This window comes from Pseudomonas sp. S2_C03 (assembly GCF_054668405.1).
Genome location: NZ_CP162766.1, coordinates 305,847 through 324,035, shown reverse-complemented (window position 1 = coordinate 324,035; position 18,189 = coordinate 305,847). Strand labels below are relative to the sequence as shown.

The window sequence follows — 18,189 nt, the reverse complement described above, 5'->3', positions numbered from 1 at the left end:
CAAGTGCCATGCTGCGACGACAGGCTCTGACGTTAGGTAGTTTGCTGCTGGGAGCAGTGACGCTGGGCGGCTGGAAGCTGTTCAAGCAAAAGGACCAGAGCCCGTTGCTGCTGTCGGCGCGGGACGATGGCGACGGCAAGCATTATGCCGTCGGTTATCGACTGGACGGCACCCGGGTGTTCGCCACCCAGGTCGGCCAGCGCTGCCACGACATCATCAATCACCCGACGCTGCCGATCGCCCTGTTCGTCGCACGGCGCCCTGGCACCGAAAGCTACCTGGTCGACCTGCGCGACGGCACATTGCTGCAGACGGTGGTCTCGCAACCGAACCGGCATTTTTATGGGCACGCGGTCATCCACAAAAGCGGCGACTGGCTGTACGCCACCGAAAACGACACGTCCGACCCGGGCCGCGGCCTGCTCGGCGTGTACAAGTTCGAGGGTGAACGCCTGGTGCACAGCGGCGAGATCTCCACCCACGGCATCGGCCCGCATCAGGTGTCGTGGCTACCCGATGGCGAAACCCTGGTGGTGGCCAACGGCGGCATTCGCACCGAAGCCGAAAGCCGGGTCGAGATGAACCTCGATGCCATGGAGCCGAGCCTGGTGCTGATGCAACGCGACGGCACCCTGCTGAGCAAGGAAACCCTCGCGCAGCAGATGAACAGCGTGCGCCACCTTGGCATTGCCAGCGACGGCACCATCGTCGCCGGCCAGCAATTCATGGGGCCGTCCCACGAGTCCTCGGAGTTGCTGGCGATCAAGCGTCCCGGCCAGCCGTTCGTGGCGTTCCCGGTGCCCGAGCACCAATTGCAGGCCATGGGGCACTACACCGCCAGCGTCGCCGTGCACAGCGACTTGCGCCTGGTGGCGTTGACTGCACCGAGGGGCAATCGCTTTTTCATCTGGGACCTGGACAGCGGTGAAGTGCGCCTGGATGCGCCGCTGCCCGATTGCGCCGGGGTCGGTGCCGTGGCCGACGGTTTTGTCGTGACGTCGGGACAAGGTCGCTGCCGTTATTACGATTGCCGCCAGACAAACCTTGTAGCAAAACCGCTGGAGCTGCCGGCGGGGCTCTGGGACAACCATCTGCACTTGATGGCGTAACACACCTGTAGCCACCGGCGTGCCTGTGCCGGTGGCTACGGTGACCCCTGTGATTTCTATCAGTTGGAATCCCCTTCCCAGTCGCGGTAATGTGCCGGTCTGTCTCGCCTGATTTCTCCAAGGAACTGGAAATATGCTGCGTCGCCGCATGCTGATCATGTTGGGTGTTGTTCTGTTGATCGTGCTGATCCTGGCCGGTTACAAGGCCTGGTCCATCTACACGATGATTCAGACCTTCTCCGCGCCAAAACCACCGATCAGTGTCGCCGTGGCCACGGCCAGCGAGCAGCCATGGCAGGCGCGTCTGCCCAGTGTTGGCACGCTGAAGGCCTTGCAGGGTGTGGACCTGAGCCTGGAGACCGACGGCACCGTGATCGACCTGCAGTTCGAATCCGGGCAGAAGGTCAAGGTCGGCCAGCCGCTGCTGCGCCTCGACAGCAAGGTCGAATCAGCCTTGCTCGAAACCGCCGAGGCCGACCTTGGGCTGGCCCAGCTCGATTATGGTCGCGGTAGCCAACTGGTCGGCAGCCAGGCCATTTCCAAAGGTGAATTCGACCGACTGTCGGCCGTGCTGAAAAAGAGCAAAGCCACGGTCAATCAGCTCAAGGCGGCCCTTGGCAAGAAGAGCATCGCCGCACCGTTCACTGGCACCATCGGTATTCGCCAGGTGGACGTTGGCGATTACCTGGCGAGCGGCGCCGTGATCGCTACGCTTCAAGACCTCAGCAGCCTCTATGTCGACTTCTTCGTGCCCGAGCAGTCGGTGCCGAAGATTGCCCTCGGCCAGCCCGTCGATATCCTGGTCGCGGCGTACCCCTCCCAGACCTTCCCCGGCAGGATCAGCGCGATCAATCCGAAACTCGAGAACAGCACGCGCAACATGCAGGTGCGTGCGACCCTGGCTAACCCGGACGGCAAGTTGTTGCCGGGCATGTTTGCCAACCTGCAGGTGATGCTGCCCGATCCGAAACCAAGCATCGTCGTGCCGGAAAGCGCCATCACCTACACGCTGTACGGCAACTCGCTGTATATCGTCGCGCAGAAAAAGACCGAGAGCGGCGAGGTGGAAAAAAACGACAAGGGTGAGCCGATCCTGATCGCCGAACGTCGTTTCATTGAAACCGGCGAACGCCGCGAAGGTGTGGTGGTGATTACCAAAGGCGTGCAAAACGGCGAGAAAGTGGTCACGGCCGGCCAGATCAAACTGGACAATGGTGCACGCATTGCCATCAGCGACGACAAAACCCTAGGCGAGAAGAACAGCCCGCCGCGTGCGGACTGATCAAGGAATTCCCATGGCTTTTACCGACCCGTTCATCCGCCGCCCGGTGCTCGCCTGCGTGGTCAGCCTGTTGATTGTGCTGCTGGGTTTCCAGGCCTGGAGCAAGCTGCCGCTGCGCCAGTATCCGCAAATGGAAAACGCCCTGATCACGGTCACCACCGCGTACCCCGGTGCCAATGCCGAAACCATCCAGGGCTACATCACCCAGCCGATGCAACAGAGCCTGGCGAGCGCCGAGGGGATTGATTACATGACCTCGGTCAGTCGTCAGAACTTCTCGATCATTTCCATCTACGCACGCATCGGCTCCAACAGCGACCGTTTGTTCACGGAGTTGCTGGCCAAGGCCAACGAGGTGAAAAACCAACTGCCCCAGGACGCCGAAGACCCGGTGCTGAGCAAGGAAGCGGCGGACGCCTCGGCGCTGATGTACATCAGTTTCTTCAGCAAGGAACTGAGCAACCCGCAGATCACCGATTACCTGTCGCGAGTCATCCAGCCCAAACTGGCGACGCTGCCGGGCATGGCCGAAGCCGAGATTCTCGGTAACCAGGTGTTCGCCATGCGCCTGTGGCTGGACCCGGTCAAGCTCGCAGGTTTTGGCCTGAGCGCCAGCGACGTGACCAACGCGGTGCGCCAGTACAACTTCCTCTCCGCCGCTGGCGAAGTGAAAGGCGAGTACGTGGTCACCAGCATCAATGCCAACACCGAACTGAAATCCGCCGAGGCTTTCGCGGCGATCCCGCTCAAGGTCGAAGGCGACAGCCGAGTGCTGCTGCGCGATGTCGCACGGGTGGAAATGGGCGCGGAAAACTACGACAGCATCAGTTCCTTCGGTGGCACGCCGTCGGTGTACATCGGCATCAAGGCCACGCCCGGCGCCAACCCACTGGACGTGATCAAGGAAGTGCGCAAGATCATGCCGGACCTTGAGGCCCAGTTGCCGCCCAACCTCAAGGGCGAGATTGCCTACGACGCCACGCTGTTTATCCAGGCCTCCATCGATGAGGTGGTGAAGACCCTGTTCGAAGCCGTGCTGATCGTGATTGTCGTGGTGTTTCTGTTCCTCGGCGCCCTGCGTTCGGTCGTGATCCCGGTGGTCACCATTCCGCTGTCGATGATCGGCGTGATGTTCTTCATGCAAATGATGGGCTATTCGATCAACTTGCTGACCTTGCTGGCCATGGTGCTGGCTATCGGCCTGGTGGTGGACGACGCCATCGTGGTAGTGGAAAACATCCACCGGCATATCGAGGAAGGCAAGACGCCGTTGGACGCCGCCATCGAAGGTGCCCGGGAAATCGCCATGCCGGTGGTCTCGATGACCATCACCCTGGCGGCGGTGTATGCGCCCATCGGCTTCCTCACCGGCCTCACCGGCGCGTTGTTCAAGGAGTTCGCCCTGACGCTGGCCGGCGCCGTGGTGATCTCCGGCATCGTCGCCCTGACCCTGTCACCGATGATGTGCGCCGTATTGTTGCGCCACGACGAAAACCCGACGGGCCTGGCACATCGTCTGGACTTGATCTTCGAAAGTCTCAAGCGCCGCTACCAGCGTCTGCTCCACGGCACGCTGAATACACGTCCGGTGGTATTGGTGTTTGCCGTCATCGTGCTGTGCCTGATCCCGGCCCTGCTGATGTTCACCAAATCGGAACTGGCACCTGACGAGGACCAGGGCATCGTCTTCATGATCTCGAATGCGCCGCAGCCAACCAACCTCGACTACCTGAACACCTACACCAACGAATTCATCGATATCTTCAAGGCGTTTCCGGAGTACTACTCGTCATTCCAGATCAACGGCTTCAACGGTGTGCAGTCGGGTGTCGGCGGCTTTCTGCTCAAGCCGTGGAACGAACGTGACCGCACGCAGATGCAAATTCTGCCCGAGGTCCAGAGCAAGCTCGACAGCATCGCCGGCTTGCAGGTATTCGGTTTCAACCTGCCTTCCCTCCCGGGCACCGGCGAGGGTCTGCCGTTTCAGTTCGTGATCAACACCGCCAGCGATTACGACTCGTTGCTGCAGGTGATGGACCGGGTGAAAAAGCGCGCGATGGAGTCCGGCAAGTTCGCTTTCGTCGACGTCGACCTGGCGTTCGACAAGCCCGAAGTCGTGGTCGATATCGATCGCGCCAAGGCTGCGCAGATGGGCGTGTCCATGCAGGACCTGGGTGGCACGCTGGCGACATTGCTGGGCGAAGCGGAAATCAACCGCTTCACCATTGAAGGCCGCAGCTACAAGGTCATCGCTCAGGTCGAACGACCGTTCCGCGACAACCCCGACTGGCTGAACAACTATTACGTGAAGAACACCAAGGGCGAACTGCTGGCCCTGTCGACCCTGATCACCGTCACCGACCGCGCACGACCACGCCAGTTGAACCAGTTCCAACAGCTCAATTCGGCCATCCTCTCTGGCGTGCCGCTGGTGAGCATGGGCGAGGCCCTCGACGTGGTGCGCCAGATCGCTCGGGAAGAAGCACCAGCCGGCTTTGCCATCGACTATGCCGGGGCCTCGCGACAATACATTCAGGAAGGCACTGCGCTGTGGGTGACGTTTGCCCTGGCGCTGGCAATCATTTTCCTGGTGCTGGCGGCTCAGTTCGAGAGCTTCCGCGACCCGCTGGTGATTCTGGTGACGGTGCCGCTGTCGATCTGCGGGGCGTTGCTGCCGTTGTTCCTGGGCTGGTCCAGCATGAACATCTACACCCAGGTCGGATTGGTGACGCTGATCGGATTGATCAGCAAACACGGGATCCTGATCGTCGAATTCGCCAACCAGTTACGCAAGGACAAGGGGCTGACACCCCGGGAAGCCGTCGAGGAAGCCGCCTCCATCCGCCTGCGTCCGGTGTTGATGACCACTGCAGCCATGGTCTTCGGCATGGTCCCGCTGATCATCGCCACGGGAGCAGGTGCCGTCAGCCGCTTCGACATCGGGACGGTCATTGCCACGGGGATGTCGATCGGCACGCTGTTCACCCTGTTCGTCTTGCCGTGCGTATACACCGTGCTGGCGAAGCCCGACCGCTCCCTGTAGGAGCGAGCTTGCTCCTACAGGGACAGGGGCAAAAAAAAGGCCTCGCATCTGGCGAGGCCTTTTCCGGGGGTTTGAATGGGTCAACTTTGCGGCCTCAGTCCTTGAGAAAGACCGAACATGAACAGCAACAAGTCATGATCGGGTTGTGTTGTGGCCGACACCTTGGCAACCCGCGGCATGGGGCAACGAGCGTCCCCGTTCGCTGAACCGAGAACCTGTGTGCGCGGCTGCTCCCAAGCCGCTACCGCCAATGAAGCAACTGCCAAGGCTCCTACCAGGAACAAACCTCGTGCAATTTCTAGTTTCATCGCTATAAACCCTTGATAGCGCTGCCAAACGCTGTCTCATAAAAATAGACGAGTTTTTTCCACTCCGTGTCGCTGAACGACGAATGGCGGCGCAGTTGTTTCAGGTCATGGGAAGCGGCGCGATAGGCGGTCAAGCGCTGCCGGCATTTCTCCAGATCGATCACGGCGGATTCCACCTTGGCGGACTCGCCTTCGCCGGTGACCCGGACAAAGACGTGCTTCATGTAGAGGCAACTGTGCTGCCAACGCCCCAAGTGCATCAACGCCAGGTTCTCGGCGACACTCTTCAGTACACGGTCCTGCACGGCCTCGCTGAAGTGCTCGCGCCCTCCGCCGGCGTACCAATGGGCAATTTCCTCAAACCCATCCAGTGACTTGGTCACCAGCAAGGCGCGCCATTGGTGGGCGGGGTCGCGTTGCGCGCCGCAGAAGACGATCTCAGGCGCTCGCACACCTAAACGCTGTACACCGATCAGCGCATCACGTTCACGCAACACCGTCGGGCGACCGAACGGGTGCAGCCAACTGCGGTAAATGTGCCCGGTCTGACGCTTGGCGTAGAGCAACTGACCATCGTCACCCTTGACACGCTGGACGCCACTTTCGCCACCGCGACGAACGTTTGGTTCTTCGACCCATTCGCCGCGTTGATTCCAGTAGAAGTCGAAACGATCTTCCAGAGTATTGTTCGTTTCCGCCGCACACTGCGCTGCCATTGAGTTACCTCTTGCGTAATACATAAACTCGCCACATGGCGAAGAACGGTAGAAAGTCCAGTCGTTCCTGAATTCGAAAACCCGCTTGTTCGAATTCCTTTTCGACCGTAGCTACCGGTAACACAAATCGGTTTTGGTAACCTTCCTGCCCACGTTTAAGCTCTGAACGCTGACGCTTCCACGCCTTGAAATTGCCGTCGACCCAGAGAGAAAGGACGACGCTGTCGCGGGTGACGCGTTCGAATTCACGTAGAATCGCCAGTCGATGCTCGGCTTCACCAATGTGGTGCAGCAGGCGCATGCAAAAAATGCTGTCGACGGCGTTATCAGGCAAGGCGATGTCGAACGCAGAAGTGTGCAAAGGTTGTACCCGTTTCACGACTTCGGCAGGTTGCGCAGCCATTGCGACCTTGATCATTGACTCGGAGTTGTCCGCGCCAATGATCACGCGATTGTGTTTTTCCGCCAGCAATGGCCAAAAACGCCCGGCACCACAAGGCAAATCCAGTACCAGTCCGGGTTCACCGGCCAGGGTCAATGCTTTGCGCGCCAACTGCTCGTCACGCCAGTGAGACAATCGGCGCGAAAAACCGTTCTTGTGTTTGCGCAAATATTTTTCGGCGTGTGTGTCGTCGTACTTTTCGGAAAAATCGAGTTTAATCGGGCCGGCCATCACCAAGCACTCCTGATCGTCTGATGACAATCACGTTAAGGAGCGACGTGTCAGCGGCAGGTCATGCGTTTGTGAAAAAAATGTCATGTAAAACCTCAAAGCATTACAAGGTTTTACATGATTCGTCTGGACGGGCGATGGCGAACACGGATTCAACCGGCGGGACGAGCGCCCAGTTCAACTTCAAAACGGCAGCCATTGGGCTCCATGTGCGTCAGGTTCACGCTCCATCCCTGGTTTTCGCAGATGCGTTGCACCAGCGAGAGCCCCAGACCCAACCCGTCTCCACGCTTTTCGTCACCTCGCACGAAGGGTTCGAACATCGCCTGGCGTTTCTCCTCGGGAATTCCCACGCCACTGTCCTCCACCCGGAACCCGGTCGCCGTCAAGGTCAAGCGGATGAAACCTCGTTCGGTGTAATGCAACGCATTGCGCAACAAGTTGCCCATTACCGCGTGCAGCAACGTGGAGTTGTAGCGGGTGCTGGTGGGATTCCCAGGCTCGACGATCAACGATAATCCCTTGTTCTCGATCGGCTCGCGCCAGAGGCCGAGCAGGTCGTCGGCAACCTGGTCAACCGTCTGTTGCGGCGACATGCTGGCATCTTCACGCTGGGCCCTGGCCAGCATCAGGAAGGTTTGCACCAGTTCGCGCATCTCCTCACTGGCACGGGCGATACGCTCGACCTGCGCCCGACCACGCTGGTCGATGCCGGGGTTTTCCAACAGCAATTCACAGGACGTGGCCAGCACCATCAGTGGCGTGCGCAATTCATGGCTGACATCACTGGTAAACAAGCGCTCGCGGGTCAATGCCTGGCGCAAGCGACCCAGCGTGACGTCGAACGCCACGGCAAGCTCCCCCACTTCGTCGGCGGCGTAGTCCGGCGCCAGCGGAGGCGCCAGGCCCAACAACTGATCACGGTGGCGTACCTGGCGCGCCAGGCGTACCACGGGGGCCATCACCTTGCGCGCCAGTATCCAGCCAAGGAACACGGCCAGCGCCAGACTCAGTACAAAACCGACCAACACGACCGCGAACAGCACGCGCTCGCGTTCCTCGAAATCACTCTGATCCTGGAGCAAAACGTAACGCCGGCCATCGACCACCTCGACCATGGCGTGATACGACAATTGCTCGCGAAACACCTCATGAAACCCTGGATCGAGATGGCGCAGGTCCTTGGGCAGCTCGAAGTCTCCCGGTCCGCCGCTGAAATAGAACAACTGGTCCGGTTCCGGGCGATGGCTCCAGTCCGAAACGCTGTCCATCAACAACAGACGTTGCAAGTCACCGCCCAGTCCTGCCGAAATCAGTTTTTCTTCCACCAGGTGCACGGTCGCGACAATGCCCATGGCGAAGGCCCCGGCGACCAGCGCGCTCATCAGCGCAAAGGCAATGATGATCCGCTGGGCAAGGCTTTGCTTAAACTCCATCACGGCCCTCGGCCAAGCGATATCCCACACCATGCACGGTGTGCAGAAGCGGTTTGGCAAATGGCTTGTCAATCACCTGACGCAATTGATGGACGTGACTGCGCAGACTGTCACTGTCCGGGCAATCATCCCCCCACAGGGCCTCTTCGAGAATTTCCCGACGCAGCACATGGGGGCTTTTCTGCATCAGCACGGCCAGCAACTTGAGGCCAACCGGGTTCAGCTTCAGCAAGCGACCTTCGCGGGTGACCTCCAGCGTGTCGAGGTCATAGCTGAGGTCACCAACCTCCAGGGCGCGACGGCCGCCGCCCTGCGTGCGACGCATGACGGCTTCGATCCGCGCGGCCAGCTCAGACAGGGCGAAAGGCTTGATCAGATAGTCATCGGCGCCGGACTTGAAGCCCTGCAGACGGTCGTCCAACTGATCACGGGCGGTGAGCATGATCACTGGCGTATCGCGGCGGGCATCCTCCCGCAGGCGTTTGCACAGGGTGTAGCCGTCGATCCCGGGCAGCATGATGTCGAGCACGATCAGGTCGTAATGCTCGGTGGCTGCCAGGTGAAGGCCCGACAAACCGTCCTGAGCGCAATCGACGGTATAGCCTTTGAGCCCCAGGTAATCGGCCAGATTGGCCAGGATATCGCGGTTGTCTTCAACCAATAGAATTCGCATGGGCACCTCCTGCGTACACGGTAACGGCCGTCTTGGCTCGCGCAGCTTAAGGCCAAGTGTGGCTCAGGACCAGAATCTCTTGCAGTTGTATTTGCGGCTTTTCAAGCCTGCAAGTGCTTAACGACTTTTTCACCCTCGATTCACAAACAGACGACACCCCTCTGCCCACACTCCGCGCGGCTGCACTTTCAAGTATTTTTAACCGATCAAGGAACTGCCATGGTTTCCACCACCGTCCGCCCGGCATCGCGCGCGCTCAATTGGCGTTTGTACCTGGGTGTTCCCGCCATTGCGGCAATTGTTTTGATGCTGCTCGAACTGACATCGCTGGACATGGACTTGGCCACGCTGTTCTATGACCCGGTGGCGCAAGATTTCATCGGGCGCCACAGTTACTTCCTTGAAGACATCCTGCATGACCGCGCCAAGCAAATGGTTATCGCGTTTTCAGTGTTCGCCATACTCGGCTTCATCGGGGCGTTTTTCATCCACCGGCTTAAACCGTTCAAACGCGAACTCGGTTGCCTGGTGCTGTCCCTGGGGCTGGCAACCTCCTTCGTCACGCCGGTCAAGGCGGTGACGGCAGTGCAGTGTCCATGGAGCCTGGAGCAATTCGGCGGCCACGAGACCTACAGCAAACTGCTCAGCCCTCGCCCGCCCACCAACAAACCCGGCCGCTGCTGGCCCGGGGGACACGCCGCGACCGGTTTCACCCTGTTCGCACTGTTTTTTGTGCTGCGTGATCGGCGGCCACGACTGGCGCGCGCCGCGTTTGTCTTTGCCTTCGCCCTGGGCACGGTGTTTTCCGTGGGACGGATGTTGCAGGGGGCGCACTTTTTCTCGCACAACGTATGGACGGCCATTTTCTGCTGGCTGATTTGTTTGGGATCGTATTACTGGATCCTGTATCGGCCGGCCGGAAAAGATGAGCGCGTGAGCAAGGCACAACCGGCCAGCGCCTGACACTACCCCTGCCCCCTGTCGGAGCGAGCATGCTCGCTCCTACAGGGTTTGGTGTAGGTCGAAAATGACAGGCAATAAAAAACCCCGCCGGCTTTCGCCGGCGGGGTTTTTCGTTACAGGGGTAAGGCTGGCTTACATCATGCCGCCCATGCCGCCCATACCGCCCATGTCTGGCATGCCGCCGCCAACTGGAGCGTCTTTCTTCGGTGCATCAGCGATCGCCACTTCGGTGGTCAGCAGCAGACCGGCAATGGAGCTGGCCGATTGCAGAGCCGAACGGGTCACCTTGGTTGGGTCCAGGATGCCCATTTCGATCATGTCGCCGTATTCGCCACTCGCAGCGTTGTAACCGTAGTTACCCTTGCCGTTCTTGACTTCGTTGACCACAACGCTTGGCTCGTCACCGCTGTTGGCGGCGATCTGACGCAGCGGAGCTTCGATGGCACGCTTGAGAACCGAGATACCCACGTCCTGATCAGCGTTGTCGCCTTTCAGTTCGGAAATGGCTTGCAGCGAACGGATCAGCGCTACACCACCGCCAGGTACCACGCCTTCTTCAACGGCTGCACGGGTAGCGTGCAGGGCGTCTTCAACGCGGGCTTTCTTCTCTTTCATTTCAACTTCGGAACCAGCGCCAACCTTGATCACTGCAACGCCGCCGGACAGCTTGGCCAGACGCTCTTGCAGTTTTTCACGGTCGTAGTCCGAGGAAGTTTCGGCAACCTGGGCACGGATCTGAGCGATACGGCCTTCGATGTCGCCCTGAACGCCAGCACCGTCAACGATGATGGTGTTTTCCTTGGACAGGGTTACGCGCTTGGCGTTGCCCAGATGCTCCAGGGTGGTGCTTTCCAGGCTCAGGCCGATCTCTTCGGAGATCACGGTGCCGCCGGTCAGGACGGCGATGTCCTGCAGCATGGCCTTGCGACGGTCGCCGAAGCCTGGTGCCTTGACGGCAGCAACTTTGACGATGCCACGCATGTTGTTCACAACCAGAGTCGCCAGGGCTTCGCCTTCAACGTCTTCGGCAATGATCAGCAGTGGACGACCGGCTTTGGCAACGGCTTCCAGCACTGGCAGCATTTCGCGGATGTTCGAGATCTTTTTGTCGACCAGCAGGATCAGCGGGCCGTCGAGCTCGGCAACCATGGTGTCCGGCTTGTTGACGAAGTACGGGGACAGGTAGCCACGGTCGAACTGCATGCCTTCTACAACCGACAGTTCGTTTTCCAGGCCCGAGCCTTCTTCAACGGTGATCACGCCTTCTTTACCGACTTTTTCCATGGCTTCGGCAATGATGTCGCCGATGGAGTTGTCGGAGTTGGCGGAGATGGTGCCCACCTGAGCGATAGCCTTGGTGTCAGCGCATGGCTTGGACAGAGCCTTGAGCTCTTTGACGACCGCGATGGCCGCTTTGTCGATACCGCGCTTGAGGTCCATCGGGTTCATGCCGGCAGCGACGGCTTTCAGGCCTTCGTTGACGATGGCTTGAGCCAGAACGGTAGCGGTGGTGGTGCCGTCGCCGGCGTCATCGTTGGCACGGGAGGCAACGTCTTTGACCAGCTGCGCGCCCATGTTTTCAAAACGGTCGTCCAGCTCGATTTCCTTGGCTACGGAAACGCCGTCCTTGGTGATGGTCGGAGCGCCGAAGCTCTTCTCGATGATCACGTTACGGCCTTTCGGGCCCAGGGTCGCTTTTACCGCGTCAGCCAGGACGTTGACACCGGTAAGCATTTTCTTGCGGGCGGAATCGCCGAATTTAACGTCTTTAGCAGCCATGATCGATATTCCTTAAATACTTTGTAGTAACGGGAAAATGAGCGGGGAATCAGCCTTCGATAACAGCGAGAATCTCGTTCTCAGCCATTACCAGCAGGTCTTCGCCGTCGACTTTCACAGTGTTGCTGCCGGAGTAAGGACCGAACACAACCTTGTCGCCCACTTTTACGGACAGTGCACGCACTTCACCGTTGTCCAGTACGCGGCCGGTGCCTACAGCGAGGATTTCGCCGTTGTTGGCTTTTTCGGAAGCCGAACCTGGCAGGACGATACCGCCAGCGGTGGTTTTCAGCTCTTCGCTGCGACGAATAACGACGCGGTCATGCAGAGGACGAAGCTTCATTGTCGATCTCTCCTAATTGTGGTTTTCATCGGCCGGTGTAATCCCGGCGGGTTTAACAAAGTCCGGCGGTGCCGGGTGCGGCTCGACAAGCGAACCGCTGAAGTCTGTCTGGCGTGATCGCCAGAAACCTTGCGGTGACCGTTACATAGGGGCGCATAAGCTTATTACAAGGGCGGAGCACGAAATTTTTTAATCGATCTGCCGAAAACGAACACGGCACCCGAGGGTGCCGTGCAGGTGAAACGACTTTACTTGTTGTCGCGGTGTTCGAACTCGCCTTCGATCACGTCGGGCTCACGGCCCAATGGTTCGCGCGGCGCGGGACCGCCACGTGGCTGAAGGTCGTCGGCGAAAGCTCGCTGACGCATCGCGGCCTCTTCGGCACGCTGGCGCATTTTATTGGCCAGCAGTCGACGGGAGAACGGCAGCAGCAGTATCAGGCCAAGCACATCCGTGACGAAGCCCGGCAGGATCAACAGACCACCCGCCAGAGCCAGCATCAGGCCTTCGAGCATGGTCTGCGCTGGCATTTCGCCACGATTCAGGCTTTCACGCGCACGCAGCGCAGTGGCCAGCCCGGCGATGCGCAACACGAACACGCCGAACATCGAGCCGAGAATGACCAGCAGCAGGGCGGGGAAGAAGCCTATCGCTCCGCTGACCTTGACGAATACGAACAGCTCCAACACCGGAAACAGTACAAAGAGCAGCAAAAAAGGGCGCATCAAATGGTTCCTCAACGCAAGAATGCCTTGCCAGTGTTCCTTAGATGACGTCGCGGGTTCGTGAATTCAAGCACTGGCCTCTGTATTTTTCGGCCATCGCTCGGCGTGAGCCAGGAAAACCAAGGCCTCGCGCACTTGTGTCGGCGTGTTACATGGCGATTGAAACGGCAACCAGAAGAGCCCCTGCCCGATGCGCAAGTGCATGCCTTCGGTGTCGATCCCGGCCAGTTGTGCCGGCTCGCTCTTCGGCAAGCCGGCGAGTTCGACGTAATGGGCGATGGCCTTGGCGTGATCGGCGTTCATGTGCTCGACCATGCTGATTTCCGCCTTGCCGGCGAAGGGGTTGGCCAGGGTCAACTGGTCGACCCAGTGAATCGCGCCGAAACCGCCGATGTAGCGATGGCGTACAGGCTTGAGCACCCAGAAATCGAAGTCATGGGCCTTGTGGTAGTTCTGTGAATCCGGGAAATAGCGGTAGTAACGCTCGGCAGCGGCGTCGATCTGCGCGACCTCGTGCAATTGCTGCGCCTCGGCGAGATAGGTCAGGCGCCCGACCGCCTGTACATCTTCGGCACCGCGCTCGCCGACGAATAGCGAGCATTTCGGGTCTTTCTGCAGGTTATGCGTGTGCTGGGCGATGCGGCTGATCAGAATCAGCGGGCGGCCCTGCTCGTCCAGGCAATAAGGCACCACGGAGCCGAACGGGAAACCGGGCATGGCCTTGGAGTGGGTGGAAAGCACCCCACGGTATTCCTTGAGAAGTAATTCTCGGGCATTCTTGGCCGCTTCAACGCTCAATTTATGACTCCTAACTAAGAATCCGTCGAAAAAACGGACAGGCGACTGAAGAAAGTTTCAGCCCGCCATCGGGGCAATTCTCATGTGCAGCCAGGCGACGTCGGGCGCAGAGAGAGGAGGCTCACGAACAGTAAGACCACTCCATCTGCTACCGGGGCATACTCATGCAACTTAAAGACAAAGTAATCATTATCACTGGCGGTTGCCAGGGTTTGGGCCGCTCCATGGCCGAGTATTTCGCCGACAAGGGCGCCCGGCTGGCGCTGGTCGACCTGAACCAGGAAAAGCTCGACGATGCGGTGGCTGTGTGCAAGGCCAAGGGCGTCGAGGCCCGCGCCTACCTGTGCAATGTCGCCAACGAAGAGCAGGTGACGCACATGGTCGCCCAGGTGGCCGAGGACTTCGGCGCGATCTACGGCCTGATCAACAACGCCGGGATCCTGCGCGACGGCCTCCTGCTCAAGGTCAAGGATGGCGAGATGACCAAAATGAGCCTCGCCCAATGGCAGGCCGTCATCGACGTCAACCTGACCGGCGTGTTCCTTTGCACCCGTGAAGTCGCGGCGAAAATGGTCGAGCTGAACAACAGCGGCGCGATCATCAACATTTCGTCGATTTCCCGCGCGGGCAACATCGGCCAGACCAACTACTCCGCCGCCAAGGCAGGTGTCGCCGCGGCGACCGTGACCTGGGCCAAGGAACTGGCGCGCTACAACATTCGTGTGGCCGGCATTGCACCGGGCTTCATCGAAACCGAGATGACCTTGGGCATGCGCCCCGAAGCGCTGGAGAAGATGACCGCCGGGATTCCCCTCAAGCGCATGGGCAAGCCGGAAGAAATCGCCCATTCGGCGGCGTACATCTTCGAGAACGACTACTACACCGGGCGGATTCTGGAGATGGATGGCGGGTTGCGTATTTAAGCCCACCACAAACAAGTGTGGGAGCGAGCAAGTCGAATCGTCGCACCGCCGCTCCCACTTTTGGACCGCGTTCGAATCAATCGTCGCTGATGCTGATGTTCGGCATCGCCGGCGTTGCAGCCTCCTGCAACACAATCCGCGCGCCGACGTGGCGGGCCAGTTCCTGGTACACCATCGCAATCTGGCTGTCCGGCTCGGCGATCACGGTCGGCTTGCCGCCGTCGGCCTGCTCGCGGATGACCATCGACAGCGGCAACGACGCCAGCAGTTCGACCCCGTATTGTTCGGCCAGCTTCACCCCGCCGCCTTCACCGAACAGGTGCTCGGCATGCCCGCAGTTGGAGCAGATGTGCACGGCCATGTTTTCCACCACGCCCAGCACCGGAATGTTGACCTTGCGGAACATCTCCACGCCCTTGCGGGCGTCCAGCAACGCCAGGTCCTGCGGGGTGGTGACGATCACGGCGCCAGCCACCGGGACTTTTTGCGCCAGGGTCAACTGAATGTCACCGGTGCCTGGCGGCATGTCGATGACCAGATAATCCAGATCGCCCCAGGCGGTCTGCGTCACCAATTGCAACAGCGCGCCGGAGACCATGGGGCCGCGCCAGACCATGGGCGTGTTGTCATCGGTCAGGAAGGCCATGGACATCACTTCAACGCCATGGGACTCGATGGGCACGAACCATTTCTGGTCCTTGACCTTGGGGCGCGTGCCTTCGGCAATGCCGAACATGATGCCCTGGCTCGGACCGTAGATGTCCGCATCCAGAATCCCCACCTTGGCCCCTTCACGGGCCAGGGCCAGCGCGAGGTTGGCGGCCGTGGTGGACTTGCCGACGCCGCCCTTGCCGGACGCCACGGCGACCACATTCTTGACGTTGGCCAGGCCAGGAATCTGCGCCTGGGCCTTGTGCGCGGCGATCTGGCTGGTGATCTCTACACGGGCACTGGCCACGCCGTCCAGGCCTTCGATTGCCATTTGCAGCATCTGCGACCAGCCGCTCTTGAACAGGCCAGCGGCGTAGCCCAACACCAGTTGCACGCTGACGCGGTCGCCCTGAATGTCGATGTTTCGCACGCACCCGGCGCTGACCGGGTCCTGGTTCAGATAAGGGTCGGTGTATTGACGAAGGACGGCTTCCACCGCTGCGCGATTGACGGCGCTCATGGGCAACTCCAATAGCAAGACTGGAAAATCAGGCGGCTATCCTACCTGTTCTGACGGCCTGGCGGCACGCTTTCAGAATGTGACAACCACCGGCTACCAGTCCCCGGAGTCCGGCGCCGGGGGTGAAAAATATGCGCCGGCGCTTTATAGTGGCCGACCTCCGTTTCATCAAGTAGCCGAGCCCCATGTCCGAGCCACGCCAGATCCTCGTCACCAGCGCCCTGCCCTACGCCAATGGTTCGATCCATCTTGGCCATATGCTGGAATACATCCAGACAGATATGTGGGTGCGCTTCCAGAAGCACCGCGGCAATCAATGCATTTATGTCTGCGCCGACGACGCCCACGGTTCGGCGATCATGCTGCGCGCAGAGAAGGAAGGCATCACCCCCGAACAACTCATCGCCAACGTCCAGGCCGAACACAGCGCCGACTTTGCCGACTTCCTGGTGGACTTCGATAATTTCCACTCCACTCACGCCGAAGAAAACCGTGAGCTGTCGAGCCAGATCTACCTGAAACTGCGTGACGCTGGGCACATTGCCACGCGCTCGATCACGCAATACTTCGACCCCGAAAAGAAAATGTTCCTGGCCGACCGCTTCATCAAGGGCACCTGCCCGAAATGTGGCACCGAAGACCAGTACGGCGACAATTGTGAAAAATGCGGCGCGACCTATGCGCCGACCGACCTGAAGGATCCGAAGTCGGCCATCTCCGGTGCCACTCCGGTGCTCAAGGATTCCCAGCACTTCTTCTTCAAGTTGCCGGACTTCCAGGCCATGCTCCAGACCTGGACCCGCAGCGGCACCCTGCAAGACGCCGTGGCCAACAAGATCGCCGAGTGGCTGGATGCCGGCCTGCAACAGTGGGACATCTCCCGGGATGCGCCGTATTTCGGTTTCGAGATCCCGGACGAGCCAGGCAAGTACTTCTATGTCTGGCTGGACGCGCCGATCGGCTACATGGCCAGCTTCAAGAACCTGTGCAACCGCACACCGGAGCTGGACTTCGACGCGTTCTGGGGCAAGGACTCCACCGCCGAGCTTTACCACTTCATCGGCAAGGACATCGTCAACTTCCACGCCCTGTTCTGGCCGGCGATGCTCGAAGGCGCGGGCTACCGCAAGCCGACCGGCATCAACGTGCACGGCTACCTGACCGTCAACGGCCAGAAAATGTCCAAGTCCCGTGGCACCTTCATCAAGGCCCGGACCTATCTCGACCATCTGTCGCCGGAGTACCTACGTTACTACTACGCCGCCAAGCTCAGCCGTGGCGTCGATGACCTGGACCTGAACCTCGAAGACTTCGTGCAGAAGGTCAACTCCGACCTGGTCGGCAAAGTCGTCAACATCGCCAGCCGTTGCGCCGGTTTCATCCACAAAGGCAATGCCGGCCTGATGGTCGACAACAACGCCGCACCGGAGCTGACCGAAGCGTTCCTGGCCGCCGCGCCGAGCATCGCCGACGCCTACGAGGCGCGTGACTTTGCCCGTGCCATGCGCGAAATCATGGCCCTGGCCGACCGCGCCAACGCCTGGATCGCCGACAAGGCTCCGTGGTCGTTGAACAAACAGGAAGGCAAGCAGGATGAAGTCCAGGCCATCTGCGCCACTGGCGTCAACCTGTTCCGCCAACTGGTGATCTTCCTCAAGCCGGTGCTGCCTTTGCTGGCCGCCGATGCCGAGGCATTCCTGAATGTCGCGCCTCTGACCTGGAACGACCACGCGACCCTGCTCGGCAACCATCAGTTGAACGAGTTCAAGCCGCTGATGACCCGAATCGATCCAGTGAAAGTGCAAGCCATGACCGACGCCTCGAAAGAAGACCTGACAGCCAGCCAGACCGACACGGGCGAAGCGGCACCGGCCGGCAATGGCGAACTGGCCAAGGACCCGCTGTCGCCGGAAATCGACTTCGACACCTTTGCCGCGGTTGACCTGCGCGTTGCCCTGATCGTCAAGGCCGAAGCCGTGGAAGGCGCCGACAAACTGTTGCGCCTGACCCTCGACATCGGCGATGAGCAGCGCAACGTATTCTCGGGCATCAAGAGCGCTTACCCGGACCCGTCCAAGCTCGACGGCCGCCTGACCATGATGATCGCCAACCTCAAGCCTCGTAAAATGAAGTTCGGCGTGTCTGAAGGCATGGTGATGGCGGCGGGCCCTGGCGGTGAAGAAATTTATCTGCTCAGCCCCGACAGCGGCGCCAAGCCTGGCCAGCGCATCAAGTAAATCATTGCGC

At 60.0% G+C, this 18,189-nt stretch carries 16 protein-coding genes; 6 read left to right on the top strand and 10 right to left on the bottom strand.

Annotation, left to right across the window (positions count from 1 at the left end):
- Window positions 1-8 precede the first annotated feature (8 nt).
- The 3 genes from AB4N64_RS01540 (at window position 9) to AB4N64_RS01530 (ending at window position 5,434) form a co-directional block, all read left to right on the top strand.
- On the top strand, window positions 9-1,109 hold the full coding sequence (locus AB4N64_RS01540) for a DUF1513 domain-containing protein (protein WP_460121390.1): 1,101 nt from the start codon (window positions 9-11) through the stop codon (window positions 1,107-1,109).
- 133 nt (window positions 1,110-1,242) lie between these two features.
- Window positions 1,243-2,391 (top strand): efflux RND transporter periplasmic adaptor subunit, encoded by a 1,149-nt coding sequence (locus tag AB4N64_RS01535; protein ID WP_460121389.1) that lies wholly within the window; start codon window positions 1,243-1,245, stop codon window positions 2,389-2,391.
- A 13-nt stretch (window positions 2,392-2,404) separates the two neighbouring features.
- Entirely contained in the window at window positions 2,405-5,434 is a 3,030-nt protein-coding gene (locus AB4N64_RS01530; protein WP_460121387.1) for a multidrug efflux RND transporter permease subunit, read from the top strand.
- Window positions 5,435-5,514: 80 nt separating this feature from the next.
- Here the strand turns inward: AB4N64_RS01530 and AB4N64_RS01525 are convergent, their stop codons facing one another.
- From AB4N64_RS01525 to colR, 5 genes are all read right to left on the bottom strand, one after another.
- A complete protein-coding gene (locus AB4N64_RS01525) occupies window positions 5,515-5,742 on the bottom strand; it encodes a hypothetical protein (RefSeq protein ID WP_460121386.1) in 228 nt (75 codons plus the stop codon).
- 2 nt (window positions 5,743-5,744) lie between these two features.
- On the bottom strand, window positions 5,745-6,458 hold the full coding sequence (locus AB4N64_RS01520) for a lipopolysaccharide kinase InaA family protein (protein ID WP_460121384.1): 714 nt from the start codon (window positions 6,456-6,458) through the stop codon (window positions 5,745-5,747).
- Between the two features lie 4 nt (window positions 6,459-6,462).
- Window positions 6,463-7,131 carry a class I SAM-dependent methyltransferase gene (locus AB4N64_RS01515; protein ID WP_460121383.1) on the bottom strand — a complete coding sequence of 223 codons (669 nt, stop codon included), beginning with the start codon at window positions 7,129-7,131 and terminating at the stop codon, window positions 6,463-6,465.
- Window positions 7,132-7,283: 152 nt separating this feature from the next.
- The gene (locus AB4N64_RS01510; protein WP_460121380.1) at window positions 7,284-8,567 is read right to left on the bottom strand and encodes a sensor histidine kinase; all 1,284 of its coding nucleotides are present in this window, start codon (window positions 8,565-8,567) and stop codon (window positions 7,284-7,286) included.
- The gene (gene colR, locus AB4N64_RS01505) at window positions 8,557-9,240 is read right to left on the bottom strand and encodes a two-component system response regulator ColR (protein ID WP_460121378.1); all 684 of its coding nucleotides are present in this window, start codon (window positions 9,238-9,240) and stop codon (window positions 8,557-8,559) included. Before colR ends, AB4N64_RS01510 begins: the two co-directional genes overlap by 11 nt.
- Window positions 9,241-9,459: 219 nt before the next feature.
- Between colR and AB4N64_RS01500 the strand changes: the two genes are divergently transcribed.
- Window positions 9,460-10,203 (top strand): phosphatase PAP2 family protein, encoded by a 744-nt coding sequence (locus AB4N64_RS01500; RefSeq protein WP_460121376.1) that lies wholly within the window; start codon window positions 9,460-9,462, stop codon window positions 10,201-10,203.
- A gap of 132 nt (window positions 10,204-10,335) precedes the next feature.
- On the opposite strand, the gene groL is transcribed toward AB4N64_RS01500, so the two are convergent.
- From groL to AB4N64_RS01480, 4 genes are all read right to left on the bottom strand, one after another.
- Entirely contained in the window at window positions 10,336-11,982 is a 1,647-nt protein-coding gene (gene groL, locus AB4N64_RS01495) for a chaperonin GroEL (RefSeq protein ID WP_460121374.1), read from the bottom strand.
- 49 nt (window positions 11,983-12,031) lie between these two features.
- Window positions 12,032-12,325, bottom strand: a complete 294-nt coding sequence (locus AB4N64_RS01490; protein ID WP_460121372.1) for a co-chaperone GroES — start codon at window positions 12,323-12,325, stop codon at window positions 12,032-12,034.
- A gap of 248 nt (window positions 12,326-12,573) precedes the next feature.
- Window positions 12,574-13,050: an FxsA family protein gene (locus tag AB4N64_RS01485; RefSeq protein ID WP_460121369.1), complete on the bottom strand. Its 477-nt coding sequence runs from the start codon at window positions 13,048-13,050 to the stop codon at window positions 12,574-12,576.
- Between the two features lie 66 nt (window positions 13,051-13,116).
- Entirely contained in the window at window positions 13,117-13,848 is a 732-nt protein-coding gene (locus tag AB4N64_RS01480) for a HugZ family pyridoxamine 5'-phosphate oxidase (protein ID WP_460121367.1), read from the bottom strand.
- Between the two features lie 164 nt (window positions 13,849-14,012).
- Here AB4N64_RS01480 and AB4N64_RS01475 point away from each other — a divergent pair, with 164 nt between their 5' ends.
- Window positions 14,013-14,771: an SDR family oxidoreductase gene (locus AB4N64_RS01475; protein ID WP_460121365.1), complete on the top strand. Its 759-nt coding sequence runs from the start codon at window positions 14,013-14,015 to the stop codon at window positions 14,769-14,771.
- 76 nt (window positions 14,772-14,847) lie between these two features.
- On the opposite strand, the gene apbC is transcribed toward AB4N64_RS01475, so the two are convergent.
- Window positions 14,848-15,942 carry an iron-sulfur cluster carrier protein ApbC gene (gene apbC / locus AB4N64_RS01470; RefSeq protein ID WP_460121363.1) on the bottom strand — a complete coding sequence of 365 codons (1,095 nt, stop codon included), beginning with the start codon at window positions 15,940-15,942 and terminating at the stop codon, window positions 14,848-14,850.
- Window positions 15,943-16,127: 185 nt separating this feature from the next.
- On the opposite strand from apbC, the gene metG reads away from it, so the two are divergent.
- Entirely contained in the window at window positions 16,128-18,179 is a 2,052-nt protein-coding gene (gene metG / locus AB4N64_RS01465) for a methionine--tRNA ligase (RefSeq protein WP_460121361.1), read from the top strand.
- The last annotated feature ends 10 nt before the right edge of the window (window positions 18,180-18,189 follow it).